Source organism: Colwellia sp. KU-HH00111, from assembly GCF_040362745.1.
Lineage (GTDB): Bacteria > Pseudomonadota > Gammaproteobacteria > Enterobacterales > Alteromonadaceae > Colwellia.
The window spans coordinates 264,137-280,738 of the sequence record NZ_BAABWO010000004.1 but is presented as its reverse complement, the minus strand read 5'-3'; the positions used below and the strand labels follow the sequence as shown (position 1 = coordinate 280,738).

Annotated in this window: 11 protein-coding genes and 1 pseudogene; 8 read left to right on the top strand and 4 right to left on the bottom strand. The window is 38.4% G+C overall.

Annotation, left to right across the window (positions count from 1 at the left end; translation table 11 throughout):
- The first annotated feature begins 118 nt into the window (after positions 1-118).
- From rdgB to tadA, 3 genes are read left to right on the top strand one after another with little or no spacing between them, the layout of a single operon-like run.
- Entirely contained in the window at positions 119-742 is a 624-nt protein-coding gene (gene rdgB, locus ABXG98_RS09935) for an RdgB/HAM1 family non-canonical purine NTP pyrophosphatase (protein WP_353538515.1), read from the top strand.
- 10 nt (positions 743-752) lie between these two features.
- Complete coding sequence (gene hemW / locus ABXG98_RS09930) at positions 753-1,937, top strand: radical SAM family heme chaperone HemW (protein WP_353538582.1); 1,185 nt, start codon at positions 753-755, stop codon at positions 1,935-1,937.
- A complete protein-coding gene (gene tadA / locus ABXG98_RS09925) occupies positions 1,934-2,458 on the top strand; it encodes a tRNA adenosine(34) deaminase TadA (RefSeq protein ID WP_353538514.1) in 525 nt (174 codons plus the stop codon). Before hemW ends, tadA begins: the two co-directional genes overlap by 4 nt.
- Before the next feature lie 68 nt (positions 2,459-2,526).
- Here tadA and ABXG98_RS09920 read toward each other — a convergent pair whose 3' ends face one another.
- Both ABXG98_RS09920 and mltF read right to left on the bottom strand, forming a co-directional pair.
- Positions 2,527-2,670: a hypothetical protein gene (locus tag ABXG98_RS09920; RefSeq protein ID WP_353538513.1), complete on the bottom strand. Its 144-nt coding sequence runs from the start codon at positions 2,668-2,670 to the stop codon at positions 2,527-2,529.
- Between the two features lie 162 nt (positions 2,671-2,832).
- A complete protein-coding gene (mltF, locus tag ABXG98_RS09915) occupies positions 2,833-4,272 on the bottom strand; it encodes a membrane-bound lytic murein transglycosylase MltF (RefSeq protein WP_353538581.1) in 1,440 nt (479 codons plus the stop codon).
- A gap of 752 nt (positions 4,273-5,024) precedes the next feature.
- On the opposite strand from mltF, the gene ABXG98_RS09910 reads away from it, so the two are divergent.
- From ABXG98_RS09910 to ABXG98_RS09895, 4 genes and pseudogenes are all read left to right on the top strand, one after another.
- Positions 5,025-5,576 (top strand): PAS domain-containing protein, encoded by a 552-nt coding sequence (locus tag ABXG98_RS09910; protein ID WP_353538512.1) that lies wholly within the window; start codon positions 5,025-5,027, stop codon positions 5,574-5,576.
- An 803-nt stretch (positions 5,577-6,379) separates the two neighbouring features.
- A pseudogene (locus tag ABXG98_RS18990) lies at positions 6,380-7,114 on the top strand (methyl-accepting chemotaxis protein); the annotation flags it as partial.
- A gap of 228 nt (positions 7,115-7,342) precedes the next feature.
- Positions 7,343-11,329 carry a phosphoribosylformylglycinamidine synthase gene (gene purL / locus ABXG98_RS09900; protein WP_502901554.1) on the top strand — a complete coding sequence of 1,329 codons (3,987 nt, stop codon included), beginning with the start codon at positions 7,343-7,345 and terminating at the stop codon, positions 11,327-11,329.
- A gap of 58 nt (positions 11,330-11,387) precedes the next feature.
- Positions 11,388-12,260 (top strand): TatD family hydrolase, encoded by an 873-nt coding sequence (locus tag ABXG98_RS09895; RefSeq protein ID WP_353538510.1) that lies wholly within the window; start codon positions 11,388-11,390, stop codon positions 12,258-12,260.
- On the opposite strand, the gene ABXG98_RS09890 is transcribed toward ABXG98_RS09895, so the two are convergent.
- Positions 12,218-12,889, bottom strand: a complete 672-nt coding sequence (locus ABXG98_RS09890; RefSeq protein ID WP_353538509.1) for a hypothetical protein — start codon at positions 12,887-12,889, stop codon at positions 12,218-12,220. The genes ABXG98_RS09895 and ABXG98_RS09890 overlap by 43 nt on opposite strands.
- Before the next feature lie 47 nt (positions 12,890-12,936).
- Here ABXG98_RS09890 and serB point away from each other — a divergent pair, with 47 nt between their 5' ends.
- Positions 12,937-13,938, top strand: coding sequence for a phosphoserine phosphatase SerB (serB, locus tag ABXG98_RS09885; protein ID WP_353538508.1), 1,002 nt, complete (start codon positions 12,937-12,939; stop codon positions 13,936-13,938).
- Between the two features lie 29 nt (positions 13,939-13,967).
- Here serB and ABXG98_RS09880 read toward each other — a convergent pair whose 3' ends face one another.
- Entirely contained in the window at positions 13,968-16,418 is a 2,451-nt protein-coding gene (locus ABXG98_RS09880; RefSeq protein WP_353538507.1) for a PilZ domain-containing protein, read from the bottom strand.
- Between the last annotated feature and the right edge of the window lie 184 nt (positions 16,419-16,602).

The following is a 16,602-nucleotide window of genomic DNA, read 5'->3' as shown; positions in this document are numbered from 1 at the left end:
CTATTAGCGCAAGAAAAAATATCATTCTCGCTCTGGGGCTAATAATTCTCACTAGTACCTGTGCTATTTTTGCCGTATTATTAGCGCCCTTAATTCTTTGTCATAGTGCCAATTTTTCATGTCCAAAATAGTTTTAGCTACCGGCAACCAAGGTAAAGTTAACGAGTTATCAAGCTTACTTGCCACACACCAAATAGAAATCGTTCCACAAAGTAACTTTAATGTACCTGATGTTGACGAAACGGGTACAACCTTTGTTGAGAATGCCATAATTAAAGCTCGTCATGCAGCTAAAATAACTGGACTTCCAGCTATTGCCGATGACTCTGGCTTGGAAGTCGATGCATTAAATGGTTCCCCCGGTGTATACTCAGCACGCTATGCAAGTGATATTGTTGGTGAACATGTCACCGATGAGGACAATACCAATAAACTGCTTGAAGCATTAAAAGACATACCTGATGAACAGCGAAGCGCGCGTTTCCATTGCGTATTGGTGTATATGAAACATGAAAATGATCCCACACCTATTATTTGCCATGGTGTTTGGCAAGGCAGCATCAGCCGAGCCAAGCAAGGTGAACAAGGTTTTGGCTATGATCCTGTTTTTTGGCAAGCCGATCTTCAGCTATCTTCAGCACAATTACCACGCGACATAAAAAACAGACTAAGCCATCGTGGCCAAGCTTTAGCTCAACTAGTTAACAAGCTATCTGCTCAGCAGGCCTATAGTGCAGGTTAATAAACATTTTCTGACGTTGCCACCGTTATCATTGTATATTCACATACCTTGGTGTGTGGAAAAGTGTCCCTATTGTGATTTTAATTCTCATGCGCTCAAGGCCGAAATTCCTGAGCAAGACTACGTACAAGCCTTAATCGCTGATTTAGATGCTGACATAGCACGTTTTAATTTATCTAATAGGCCATTACATTCTATTTTTATTGGTGGCGGCACTCCTAGCCTATTCTCAGCACAGGCAATTGAAAGCTTGCTAAGCCAAGTGCTAGCACGTTTTGAACATAGCATTCCCCCAAAAAAATCCATAGAGATCACCTTAGAAGCAAACCCTGGTACAGTTGAAGCAGATAAGTTTATTGGCTTTGCCAATGCAGGGGTCACTCGTTTATCTATTGGCGTGCAAAGTTTTGAATCAGAAAAGCTAATAAAACTGGGACGAATTCATAACGTAAACCAAGCGAAGCAAGCTGCTGAGCTTGCGGTTAAATCAGGGGTGAGCAGCTTTAACCTAGATTTAATGCACGGCTTGCCAAATCAAAGCCTTGATAATGCTTTAGACGACTTAAAAACCGCTATTAGCCTTAAACCCGATCACCTTTCTTGGTATCAACTTACTATTGAGCCTAATACTGCTTTTCATTCAAAACCACCTACGCTACCTCAAGATGAAACCTTATGGAATATACAGGATCAAGGCTTCAAACTCTTAGCCGATGCAGGTTATCAGCAATATGAAATTTCCGCGTTTAGTCAACCCGAAAAACAATGTCAACATAACCTTAACTATTGGCGTTTTGGTGACTATCTCGGTATTGGCTGCGGCGCCCATGGCAAAATTAGCGACCTAAAAACAGGATTAATTCAGCGTACAGTCAAAGTGAAACACCCTAAAGGGTATTTAGACACAAACCGCGATCCCTTAGACCATTTAATTACAGTGCCCCATGAAGAGCTGCCTTTTGAATACATGATGAACCAACTCAGATTATTCTCTTCGTTCACCCTAGCACATTATCAACAGCGCACCGGATTATCATTAGATACAGTGCTGCCAGCTTTACAGCACGCACAACATAAAAAGCTTATGTCATGCACACCCGAGGCAAAAAAGCCTGGGCTGCTCAATGATTCATGGCAAGTAACCCCGCTAGGTCATAGGTATCTTAATGATTTACTAGAGCTATTTTTATCATGACTGTAGTAAATAACGCTGAAGATCTTCACTTTATGCACAAAGCCTTTGAGTTAGCTGAGCTAGCCGAGCAACACGATGAAATTCCAGTTGGTGCTGTGGTTGTTTATAAAGGGCAAATTATTGGCGAAGGTTTTAATCAATCAATCCGGCAAAATGATCCCTCAGCCCATGCTGAAATGATGGCTATTCGCCAAGCAGGTAAGTATCTTAACAACTACCGATTGCTTGATTGCACACTATACGTAACACTTGAGCCTTGCCCAATGTGTGCGGGGTTATTGGTACATAGCAGAATCAAGCGGTTAGTTTATGCGAGTGCTGATTTAAAAACAGGTGCTGCAGGGAGTGTATTTAACTTACTAAAAAATGCACAGTTAAACCACCAAATAGCGATCACTGAAGGTGTGATGAAGGAGCAATGTAGTCAGTTATTATCAAGCTTTTTTAAACGTCGACGACTTGAAAAAAAGGCACTTAAGCAAGCGCAAAAGCCACAGACTTCTAACAAGACGCAAGATTAAACATTTATCTCTGGTGCTGTAATTCTGCTTGAGGGATAACCTTTAGCTTAATTTGCTTTGGTTTGAATTTATGATGCTTGTGTAGTAGTTTGACTGCCTGCTTGATGAGCGATTTGATTATAAAAAAATTGACGTCGTGTATTTACTTTATGGTGGCGCATTTTTAAATGATTTCGTCTTGCAGTTGCTGATATTTGTCTTCTATTTTTCATATTTTTTCTACCTTTTAATGATTCTTTAATTTAGGTTATTTAATGTTGTTCACCGTCATTATTAATATTAATTGTGACAATGAGATGACATTACAATGAAAAAAGTATAAAAAATGTATTTTAATCACTAATGTATTTTAATCACTCACGCCTTATTTTTTATTACTCTGACACTTCTAATGCGGCAGTTGATACAGTTTGCTCTTGCTTCGACTTATTATCTAACCAAGTTAATGTATCGTAGTAACGGCGAATATTATCAACATAATGAACCGGCTCTTTACCACGTGCGTAACCATATTTGGTATGTTTATAATATTTTTTTTGCTGTAAAAGTGGTAAGCGAGTTTTCACATCTACCCAACGATCGGGGTCTCCGCCTTGCTGTTGTGTAATAATTCGCGCATCATTTAAATGGCCAAAACCGACATTATAAGAGGCTAATGCAAACCATATTCGATCAGGGTTTGGTATTCTATCGGGCATTTTCGCAATCATACGTTTAAAGTATTTACTCCCACCACGAATACTTTGCTCGGCGTCTAATCGGCTTTTTATCCCCATTTGTTTAGCCGTTGCAAGGGTTAGCATCATCATACCTCGCACACCCGTATGAGAGCGGGCATGCGGTCGCCAATGCGACTCTTGATAACTAATCGCCGCAAGCAAACGCCAATCAATTTCTTGACCATATTTTTCAAACATTGGCTGGTATTGAGGTAGCTTTGTTTCCACTGCTTTGATAAAAGTGCGCGTTTCAACGTAATTAAATTGCTCTATATGGCCATAATATTTGTCATCTAGGGCTAATAAAGTACCATTGTGATGCACTTGACCAAAAAACTCGACCAAGCTTGCTAGAATAGCGTCATCACTATTTTTACTCACCATCCATGCTAATGGCTCGGCTTGTTTAATAGTAAAACCAACACTCACTTCTGGATAATATCGGCGATTAACCGCCAAGGCATTACTATCAATAAGGGTGTAGTCTATCTCGCCTTCCAATAACTTAATTAACAACTCTTCACTGTCAAATTCTGAGGTTTCAATCCAAGTAAGATCAGGATTGTTCTGCTGTAACCTTTGTAAGTTTTCTGCATGGCTAGAGTTCGCGGTAACCATCAATGTACCGGTTAAATCATCAATATCTCTGGGCCTCACATTTCCTTGTTTAAATACTAACTTTTGGCTAACACTCTCATAACTTGGCGCAAAACGAAAACGCTCTAACCGTTTATCCGTTATCGATAACCCCGCTGCTAAAAAATCTACTTCACCAGTATTTAATTTAATAAATAACTCGTCAAGGGAGTAACTTGCTACAACTTTTAATTTTAGATTCAGGTAATCCGCATATTTTTTTGCCAACTCATACTCAAATCCAGTATAGCCTTCACCACGAATTTCATCGCCTTGCAAAGAAAAACTATTCGGACCATACAGGGTGCCAACAGTGACATAGCCGCGTTCAACCATGCGGGAAAAACTGGCTGACTGTCTTTTTTCATCGCAAGAAAAAACCCCGGTCAACAATAAGATAGTAATCACTATTCGCGTAAACGTCTGAGTGAAGTTGTTATTAAAATTAGTAAATATCATCATTCAATTGTGGCGTGTATTCCTCAGTTAGCCAAGTATTTTTTCATGCTTACTTTAAATAAAACTTTCGTGTGTCGATATAACATTAGCTCAGGTTCACTGATAACTTTTTTTTATTTCTCTTGCCAAGAAGGCACTAGCCTTCTTTAATCTTGCTTTTTCCATACGCAGTTGTTTGTTTTCTTTACAAAGTTTCATTAACACACTACGTTCATCATCAGCTAAAACTACAGCTGATTGCTTATCTTCAAATTACTACTTCCAACCATAAAGTAAGTTAGGTCTGCCCCCTAAAGACTCTGCTGGCTCTAGTACGTTAGAACCCTGTTCAATGACTAAAGTCATAGCTTCTTCACTGAAAGCTAGAGTGTAAGTTTTGTATTGTCGTTTTTGACTAATAAAACACCTCAAATAATTAGGATATTATCCTTTATCAAAGTGTCCTATGCCTTTAAACCAGATCAGACCTATGTGTAGGTATAATTCACTCATGAGTGATTGGCTAACAAGTTCATCAAGTTTTTTTCTGTCTTGGATAATTACCCTAAACCACGTAGAAGGAAATCATACCGTGACGAATTGGACGTTTAAACCTGAGCGAACAAGAAATATTACCGTATTTAATAACTTTTATTGATTTCAGGGTAGGCATTAGCTATACATGTATTAACAAAAATTTAAAAAACATATTAAAATCCATAACGAAAACATATTTTTATAGCGATAAATGCAGAAGAAAGATGGATGAATAAATGCAAAAAAATAAAAGCAATGATACCAGCGTCACAATTATTGACGAAGAAGTTTGTATGGGCGATGAACAATTTATTGTTAGTAAAACTGATTTACGTGGCCACATAATATACGCCAATCGAACTTTTATGGAAATGTCAGCTTTATCTGAAGATAAATTACTTAATATTAACCACAATATTATTCGTCACCCGGATATGCCAAAAGGCGTTTTTAAGTTTATTTGGATGACGATTAAAAAAGAAAAAGAGTTTTTTGGTTTTGTTAAAAACCTACGTAGTGATGGGCGATATTATTGGGTATTTGCAAACATCACTCCAGAATATGATGTGAATGGTAAGTTATCAGGTTATTTGTCAGTAAGGCGAAAGCCTCCTATTTCTGCCTTAGATGTAATAGAACCTATTTATGAAACAATGCTAGAAATAGAGGCTTCAGCAAGTTCGAATAAAATAGCTGAAGATAACTCAATTGATTATTTGCAAAAACAATTGAAAAACTTAAATGTTGAATATCAAGATTTTGTTATTGGTTTGTTTAACTCGCAGTAGAGGAATATATGGGGAATCATAAAAATAGTCGTGTCAACAAATCAACTAAAGTTTCAGCAAATATACCCTTATTAAAAACTAAACTTAAAATTTATGCGACTTTGCTTGGATTAATTGCAACCAGCATGTTTGCGTATATTTTTTTGGAACATGGTGCAGACTACTTCCTCTTAGGAATTGCTATTATGATAGGGGTGATGTCAGTAAAAATATTTATGAGTTTTAATAAGTATTTAACTACATTAAATAATATTAACCAAGTACTAGTTTTAGCTAATAGAGGCCAATTAACAAAACGGATCACGCAAACAAAAGGACAGGGCGAGGTTGGTAAAGTTGCTTGGGAATTAAATGAACTTTTTGATATTCTAGAAAATTACTTCAATGAAGTGAACACCTGTTTTCGTTACGCCGTAGATAATGATTTTTCTAGACCAACTTTTCCAACTGCTTTGCCTGGTTTATTAAAATCATCTTTACAGCATATCAATAAGTCACTTGAAGCCATGAATAAAAATGTTGAATTTATCTCACAAAATGCCCTAACAAGTGAGTTGTATGAGCTTAACACTCAAAATTTGATTGAAGATTTACGTGGAAGCCAGCAGGATTTAACAAAAATATCAACGGAAGTCACTGAAGTTGAGTTATTGGCTGAACAAAATGTCACTTCGGCCAAAGCGAGTAGTAAAGCTGTGAAGGACATTAATTTTTCTCTTAAAAATATTAATGAAAATGCTGAATCAGTTGCCAGTGTTGTAAAAGAACTTAACAAAGATAGCCAAGAAATTTCAAGCGCCCTTTCTGCTATTACAGCTATTGCAGATCAAACTAATTTACTTGCTTTAAATGCTTCTATTGAAGCAGCTCGTGCTGGAGAACACGGAAGAGGTTTTGCTGTTGTAGCCGATGAAGTCAAAGCCTTGTCATCTCGTACCAAAGAAATAGCCGATGAAATAGCAACAATTTTACAATCTTTTTCTAAACGTGTGGCTAATATTACCGATCAAACGGAGCAATCAGTGTCGTTAACTACTTCAGCTAATGAACTAATTGATGACGTTTATGAGAATATCGAAGCATTATTGGTTTCAGCTATAAAAACTACTACGTGTGTAAATACAGCAAAAGATCAAGCTGCAGGCTCTTTAGTTAAAGCAGACTTAATGGTATTTAAACAAAATGCTTATAGAGCTATTTCAAATAATGATGATGAACATGATGAAAGTCGTAAAATTGTGACTGCCGACCACCATGATTGTTTATTTGGGCAGTGGTATTTTGGTGAACAAGGTAAGCGCTTTGAAAATACAGAGAGTTTCTCAAAAATTGATTTGCCACATCAAAAGGTGCATCAATCTATTGTGCAAGCATTGCAGGGCTATGAAAAAAATTGGCAAGGAAATAAAAGCATTAGAGATGAAATTATTGAAAATGTTTGTAATATGGAGTCATCTAGCAAAGTATTACTTAGTAGAATAGATGAAATGGTCACAGAAAAAAATCCTAAAAAATCTAGCACAAAAACCCTTTACTAGAACAAGAATTATATGTGTAAAACACTAACTCTATTGTTTTGAAGTTTAATGCTATTAGTGAAAAAAAAAGATCCATTACCTTTTTCCTTTTAAAATGCAAACATCAAACTTTAGCGCTTACCAAAAAGGAAAATTTCTACTATAATACGCGCGAAATTTTCGGTTAGTTTTTGTCGAGTAAAAAACTTAACCAAAACCCCACACAAACTTGGTGATTACCCTATGACGATGCCCAAAACGACGTTAATAAAAAACCTTCGTGGCGCTCCAGCACTTTCTGAATTTAGAGTAAATAAATTATTAGCTCAATGTGACGATTTAGCTCTGCCAGTGACAGATATTTACGCTGAATTTGCTCATTTTGCACAACTAAAAGACGCGCTATCGCCTGACGAAGAAAGCGTATTAGAAAAATTATTAACCTATGGGCCAACAATTGAAGAACATGAACCAACGGGTCAATTTTTATTAGTTACTCCTCGTCCAGGAACGATTTCTCCTTGGTCATCAAAATCTACCGATATCGCACATAATTGTGGTTTAACCAAAGTTGAGCGCCTAGAACGTGGCATGGCCTATTATATTACGTTGGCAGAAGGAGCTAACTTATCTGCTGAGCAAAAAATGCAATTAAGTGCGCTGTTGCATGATCGTATGATGGAAAGCGTGTTCGCAGAATTTAGTGATGCTAGCCAGTTATTTGCCAGTTCAGATCCAGGTAAATTAACCGCTATCGATATTGAAAACGGCGGTAAAAATGCCTTAGAACAAGCCAATATTGAATTAGGGTTAGCCCTTGCTGACGATGAAGTAAATTATTTATTTGAAAATTTCAGTAAACTCGGTCGCAATCCGCACGATATCGAACTATATATGTTCGCTCAAGCGAACTCAGAGCATTGTCGTCATAAAATATTTAACGCAGATTGGACTATTGATGGCGTAAAACAACCTAAATCATTATTTAAAATGATCCGTAATACCCACGAAGTCAACCCTGACTTTGTCTTAAGTGCATACAAAGATAACGCCGCTGTTATGGTAGGCAACAAGGGTGGTCGTTTCTTCCCTAACCCAGAAACTAACGTGTATGGCTACAACCACGAAGATATTCAAGTTTTAATGAAGGTTGAAACCCATAACCATCCTACGGCTATTTCACCTTATCCGGGTGCGGCAACAGGCTCTGGTGGTGAAATTCGAGATGAAGGGGCAACCGGTATTGGCTCTAAACCTAAAGCCGGCTTAGTTGGCTTTTCAGTATCCAATTTACGTATTCCTGACTTTGAACAAGCATGGGAAAGTGATTTTGGTAAGCCTAATCGCATTGTTTCTGCCTTAGATATTATGCTAGAAGGCCCACTTGGTGGTGCGGCATTTAACAATGAGTTTGGTCGCCCGGCCATTTTAGGGTATTTCCGTACGTACGAAGAACAAGTCAACTCATTTAATGGCACAGAAGTTCGTGGTTACCACAAACCCATTATGTTGGCTGGTGGTTTAGGTAATATTCGTGATGAGCACGTGCAAAAAGGCGATATTATTGTTGGCGCAAATTTAATTGCCCTAGGTGGCCCAGCAATGAACATTGGTTTAGGCGGTGGCGCAGCATCTTCAATGGCTTCTGGTCAATCAGCTGAAAACTTAGATTTTGCCTCGGTGCAACGTGAAAACCCAGAAATGGAACGTCGTTGTCAGGAAGTGATCGATAAATGTTGGCAACTTGGTGATGCTAATCCTATTTTATTTATTCATGATGTGGGTGCTGGAGGCTTATCAAATGCTTTCCCTGAGCTGGTGTCTGATGGCGGTCGTGGTGGTGTGTTTGAGCTTCGTAACGTACCCAATGACGAACGCAGCATGGCACCACACGAAATCTGGTGTAATGAGTCACAAGAGCGCTACGTATTGGCAGTATCTGATGCACAATTAGCACAATTTAGTGATATTTGTGCCCGTGAGCGTGCACCGTTTGCTGTTGTTGGACGTGCCACAGAAGAAGAGCATTTAACCGTAACCGACGAACATTTTGCAAACGATGAAGCGTTAAATACCCCTATCGACTTACCTCTTGATGTATTGTTAGGTAAAACACCTAAAATCTTCAAAGATGTACAAAGTGCTAAAGCTGTTGGTGATATCTTAAATGTGAAAGATATTACACTTGACGACGCTGCTAATCGTATTTTAAGCCTACCAACTGTTGCTGAAAAAACCTTCCTGATTACCATAGGCGATCGCTCTGTAACAGGTATGGTTAACCGAGACCAAATGGTTGGCCCTTGGCAAGTGCCAGTAGCTGACTGTGGCGTAACGGCTTCAGCGCTTGATTCTTACCATGGTGAAGCAATGTCATTGGGTGAACGAACACCTGTTGCCTTATTAAACTTTGGCGCTTCTGCACGTTTGGCTGTAGCCGAATCCTTAATGAATATTGCCGGTACTGATATTGCTGGCTCAAATGGAGATAGCTTAAACCGCATTAAACTTTCGGCAAACTGGATGTCTCCTGCCGGCCATCCCGGTGAAGACGCAGGTCTTTATGAAGCGGTTAAAGCCATTGGCGAAGAGCTTTGCCCTGTCCTAGGGTTAACGATTCCAGTCGGTAAAGACTCAATGTCTATGCGTACCCAGTGGACTGAAGAAAATACAAATGAGAATGGTGAAGTCAGTACTGTTGATAAATCAGTAACCTCACCTATGTCATTAATTATCACCGCGTTTGGTGTTGTTGAAGACATTCGCAAAACTGTTACTCCACAGTTACGTAATGACCTTGGTGACACGCGTATTGTTGCCTTTGATTTATCAAAAGGTAAAAACCGTCTAGGTGGTTCATGTTTAGCACAAGTCTATAAACAACTTGGTAATGAAACCCCTGATGTTGATAGCCCAGAAGTATTAAAAGGCTTCTTTAACGCCATGCAATCTTTAGTACGTAATGAAAAACTAGTAGCGTATCACGATATTTCTGATGGCGGATTATTTACTACCGTATGTGAAATGGCATTTGCCGGCCATACGGGTGTTGATATTGATTTATCAGCGTTACCTGGCGACAACGTATCAGTGTTATTTAATGAAGAATTAGGTGCAGTTATTCAAGTTCGCGAAAGTGATATTGATGATATTCACGCTATTTTAGCTGAACACGGTGTTTTAGATTACGCGACTGATATTGGTCGTATTAACAACGAAGACACTATCCGTTTCTCACGCGATAGTGAGGTTGTACTAGAGAATTCTCGCACTTATTATCGTACTACTTGGGCTAACACCACTTACAAGATGCAATCTCTACGTGATAACCCTGAATGCGCACAACAAGAACACGATGTAAAGTATGATACTGAAGATCCGGGTTTGAATGCAGATTTAAGCTTTGATATTAATGAAGATATTGTTGCTGAGCTAATTGCAAAAGATGCACAACAAGGAACCAATCCTCGTGTAGCCATTTTAAGAGAGCAAGGCGTTAATTCACACGTTGAAATGGCAGCAGCCTTTGACCGTGCAGGTTTTGTCGCTGTTGATGTTCACATGTCAGATATCTTAGCAGGGCGAGCTGATTTAGCCGACTTTAATGGTTTAGTCGCTTGTGGAGGCTTCTCTTATGGTGATGTTTTAGGCGCGGGTGAAGGTTGGGCTAAGTCCATCTTATTTAACCCAAGCGCTAAAGCAATGTTTAAGGCGTTTTTCGAGCGTGAAGATACCTTCTCATTGGGTGTGTGTAATGGTTGTCAAATGATGTCTAACTTGAAAGAGATCATTCCAGGCAGTGAAGCATGGCCACGCTTTGTACAAAACAAATCAGAACGTTTTGAAGCCCGTTTCTCACTGGTTCAAATTCAAGATAGCCCATCGGTACTATTTAAAGATATGGCTGGTTCAATGATGCCAATTGCTGTTTCTCACGGTGAAGGTCGTACTGAATTTAGCTCTGATGAAGCTATTGATGCTGCTAATAATTCAGGTACTGTATCCATGCGATATGTAAATAACTACGGTGATGTAACTGAAACTTACCCTGCTAACCCAAATGGCTCAGTTGATGGTATTACTTCATTAACCACCACCGATGGTCGGGTAACTATTATGATGCCTCATCCTGAGCGTGTATTTAGAACGGTAGCTAACTCGTGGCATCCTGACAGTTGGGGTGAAGATTCACCTTGGGTTCGTATGTTCCGCAACGCTCGAAAATTCATCGGCTAGTCCAAAGCGAGTAACGAGCAACCCAACTCACTCTTATTTATGTATAAAGGAGGCAATGATGAAATTTACCGATAGTCATTGCCACCTTGATTTTCAAGCATTTCACCAGAGTTTACCTACCCTCCTTCAACAATGCCATGATAAACATATTCATCGCATTATTGTCCCCAGTGTTACCCCTGAGCGCTGGCAAAGCGTATTATCGCTAACTGAGCAATTAAAGGCCAAGGTTAATATTGCATGCGGCCTAGGTATACATCCGTGGTTTTTGATCCCAGGTAACGAGCTCAGTGCTGAAAATATCGACCTTGACTTTCAAACAAAACAGCTCAAAAAAACACTGAAAATAGCATTGGACAATAACCACCAGCAAGTAGTTGCAATAGGTGAGTGCGGTATTGATGTGTTTAAAGCGAAAAAGAATACTCACAATGAGCAAGCATTTGCTAAAAACATTGAGCTACAACAACAGTGTTTTGAAATGCAGCTTCAGCTCGCCCAAGAACACAATTTGCCGGTTATTGTGCATCATTGTCAGTCACATCAGTATATAGTGCCGCTTTTAAAAAAATATAATGTCAGTAAAGGCGGCGTTATTCATGCTTTTTCAGGTAATTATCAGCAAGCGAAAGCTTACCTTGATTTAGGTTACAAATTAGGAATTGGTGGCACTATCACCTACCCTAGAGCAAAAAAAACCATTAATGCTGTTAAGCGTTTACCTTTAGCCAGTTTAGTGATTGAAACCGACGCGCCAGCAATGCAGCCATTAGGGCAGCAAGGAATGAACAATTCCCCCTTAAACCTGCTGATAGTATTTCAAGCGTTAGTAGCAATAAGAGCAGAGTCTTCAGACGTAGTTGCCCAGCAATTAGAGCTTAATGTTGATCAGTTGTTTTTTGCCGATGAACGCAAACTTGGCGCACGATAGCCTTGGCGGCTAAAACGGTTTAAACCGCGTGTTAACAGAAAACCAATCAAACCGGCAACAATTAGTAACGCCCGAAACAATGTTTGACTTTCATTATGATTTTTAGTCAACGAAGAGGTTAAATATGACTTTTCAATGGTAAAGCGTAAATAGCCAATTAAGGTATCGGTACGAATTTCTTTAATAAATGGCACATATTGTTGACTTTTATCTAAGGTGGTCAAGCTTTCATCTATACCGTAAAGCAACTTAATTGAACCACTTGCTTGATCATTTATTTCAGAGCTAAGCAACAGCAAACCTGTTTTATCATACCAATGCACTTGTTTAATATGATCTGCACGGGCAAGGTTATTTAAATAAGCTTGTACTTGGGCATAACGATCTTTTTTACTGATATCGGCATCTTTTTGGCTCAGCAAAACTGAAATTCCAGCAACCCCTTGCTGCAAAAATTTGTCAGCAACATCCGTAAAGTACAGCTCTACCAAGCGATTGTTTTTTTCTGTGTTGGCAACCCAAAAGCTCATCAACAACACGATAAGCAAAATAGCACTAACTAATTGCAGAATTTTATTATAAATTGGCGATAGTTTAGGGTATAAAGGCTGTTCTAATTTATTCATCATAAACTTGCATGGCGAACTAAGACATGCACTTATAATAGAGAGTTAACGTGTCTTTTTCTACTAATGTATTACCCTTATCACTTGAAAGTTATTTTGCAACTAACCCAACCGACCTCGAACTACCTGTTGCTTTTGCCTTAAATGAGGATGCCTTAACGGTAAGTAGTGACAAAAACATTAAACCATCATGCGTGGAGCTAGTCGTTTTCGCTGACTTATCATTAGCCAATTTGCTTGCTTTACAACATCACTGCCAGCTTAATATTGAAATGTTGCAAGCCATCAATACGCGCAATAAGCAAACAAGTTATCGCTTTGGTATTTGTTGTGATGATTTTATTAGCGCACGCAAAGCACTGGCTGACTTTGCCCTAGCTCAAAAGTTCGAAGCTGCATTAGTTAAAAACGCACCAAGCCTAGCCCAACCGGGCTTATTAGTAATGGATATGGACTCAACTACCATTGAGATTGAGTGTATTGACGAAATTGCCAAATTAGCGGGTGTGGGTGAACAAGTTGCTGCCGTAACTGAGCTTGCCATGCAAGGTGAATTAGATTTTGCACAGAGCCTACATCAGCGCGTGGCAACATTAGCTAACGCACCTGAGCAAATTCTTGCCGATGTCGCTAAAAATATCCCATTAATGGCGGGGTTAGAACCCCTAATTACTGAACTTAAAAAACATAATTGGCGTATTGCAGTTGCTTCAGGTGGCTTTACCTATTTTGCTGATCACCTGAAAACACTATTAGCACTTGATGATACTTTTGCCAATGTATTAGAAATTATTGACGGTAAATTAACAGGAAAGGTATTAGGCTCTGTGGTTGATGCGCAAGTTAAGGCCGATTCGCTTAATCTATTAGCTGAGAAATACCAGATACCTGCTTCACAAACTGTGGCAATGGGTGATGGTGCAAATGATCTGGTAATGATGGCAGCAGCAAGTTTTGGCGTTGCTTTTCATGCCAAGCCCATCGTATTAGCACAAGCCGATACGAGCATTAACCAACAAGGGTTAGATTGCTTACTTCATTGGCTAGCCTAACGACAAGATACAACATTGTTGTTAGGACTTTACAGCCCATGACTAAAAACGACTTCATGGGTTATATCAACATATTGAATAGCCGCAACCACACTCCAAATCTCTTGCTCTAATTGCTTACTTCGATGAATGGCATAAGCGCTGATATAACTTAACTCAGCGTTTAAATATTCAATATTGGGCTCTTTAGTACGTGAAATGTTCAATGCTATTGCAAAAAAGTGCCCTTTTTCTATCGACTTCTTAATAAAAGCTTTTCTTATTCCTGAAGTCGGTAATTCACTTTCAAACCTCACGTTAATAGAACTATCTGCCTGCACCACCTTATTACTGATGGAAATATACAGTACCTGAGCAATAGGCTCTTGATTGATGATCAATTTTTTCAAACAACTTTCAAGATAATTATCTTTATACAGCTTACTTATGATGGGATAAAAATTATAAAAGCTTTTTCTATCACTTAACTTATGCAAGCATTGCAAAAACTCATCTGCTTCGTTGTTACTTACTAACACTTCAATCTTATAACGGCTGCCACTAGTTTGCACAATTAACGCTGGTATTTGCATGCTTTGTGCATAGTGGGTTCTTAATGCTTCCGCCAAGCCCGGTATTAATAACGAATAGTCATCGGTAATTAGTTTATCTTTATTTTTGTCAATTAATACTTTAAAAAATGATCGTCCAACATGCTGATGATCTTTGACATATCCCCTTAAATTTATGACGCTTTGTTTTTTATTGGTGCGAATAACTTCGTAAGGTATTAACCTTAAATCATGGGTAGAAGTAATTTTTTGTAAAGCAGGAAAAGTAATATTTACAATATCGCCCGCACACACATCTGCGCTGCTGTCTAACTCAACTTTTAAGCCTGAAATTGAAAAATCAATTGTCTTTCCTTGCCACTGTGTATTATTACACTCTAATGTCGTTGGTGTGTTATACAAATACCGGGGTGTTTGACGCTGATTTTTATAGGTAAGACCAAGCTCATCTACTGTTATTTTTTCTTTAGAGCGCTTATGACCAAATTGTTTTAACCGATTTCTATCAATGGCTTGGGTGCTAAAGTTTTTATATTGCTCAACCGCGGTAGAATGGGTTATATCACAGGCTACCACAGCAAAGTCTAAGGCTGTGATAGTATCAATGACAGAAGCCGAGGGAGGAAGATTTATATACTGCTTTGTCAATTCTTGGCTGTTAGCTAAGGCAAAAGGTAGATAAGCTTTAGACGGCTCTACAGGGAAATAGCTTAGTTGAGTGATCGCAAACGAGCTTTTATTTGCTGCAAACGTTAAAAATGTGGACAAAAATCCATCATCAGCGTCAACTTGGTCTTCGTCTAAGGTATAAAAGAAATCTTTACCTTGGTGTTGATGAATAAAGCTATACACTAATAATGGCTTACCTTGCCTCGTTTTTTTTAACAACCTCGCTAAACGCTCTTCGTTAACTAAAAACTGCAAATTTGAGTGACTTTCTTCATCTTGCCAATATTGAAAGGTTGACTGGTTGTTATTGGTGGTTAACGCATAACGTGGCAATATCGCTTTGTTTTTGTGCTGAAAGAAAATTGGCAACTCGTTCAACTTTGGTAGCACATAATGCTCAAAAGTTCTTGCTTGTAGTGTTGAAATCGTATTTTCTAGGTTGATTTTATAGCGGCGTTTATTTGCTTGAATATAGCTGAATAAAAACGCTTTAAAAGCATCTTCACCCTCCGCTTCAATACGCTGGCAACCAACAAGTTGGGTGTTGGTATCACTTTGAATATTTTTGACTTGATAAATCAACGCCTGATCTTTTTTAAATTGAAAATTATGGTGAAGCTCGTTAAAAGTAACTTTAATTAATTGTTCAATATGTAAGGGCGTCTGACTGTTTAGTCTAAATTTCAACCCCGATATACTGATATCGATACTACTCACTGTTTTACGTTGATTGTCATCTAACACAATGGTTAACGGGGTGACATAATTCATCCGCTCTTCGATACGATCAATAGATTGATTAAGCGAAAAGATCCTAACTGGGTATTGGATTTTGTCAGCAGATTTTTTTTGCGACGAGGTGGTTGTCATTGCCTCGCTGAGTTGACTATTCTTATTTTGTTCTTTTTGATAAATAACACGAAAATTATTTTCAGTGTTTTTCACCGCATCATAAACACCAAAAGTATAACCTTTATATTGTTCAATATTTTCTTCAAATACCTTTATGGCCACATCATCGAGAAAGTGACTTTGGCCGCTGTATTCATATAACTTACAATCACCATCAACTAAACCGCGCAAGTCAATAGAGCGCGTACAAGCACTAGCTAATCGTTTCAATTCCATTTTTAATAAGAATTTTTCCGTCTTAGCCATATTCGCGGTACTTTGATTAAACTTAATATCAAAGCTTGGCTTATTGGCTTCGCCACGGAAACTATTAATTAATTTTTGATATTTGGAAAAGTCTATATTCATGAAATAATATTTTACTAACTCTTGCTGTTAATACGATGCAAAATAGCATTATAATTTGAACCGTTTATATTCAACAATAGCATTAAACCTATAATCAGTTTAAATAATTGAGTTTAAGAATAAAACAATCCATTTATAAGCTTACAAATAAAGCAACTTTTGTGCCTAAAAGCAAATAATATCA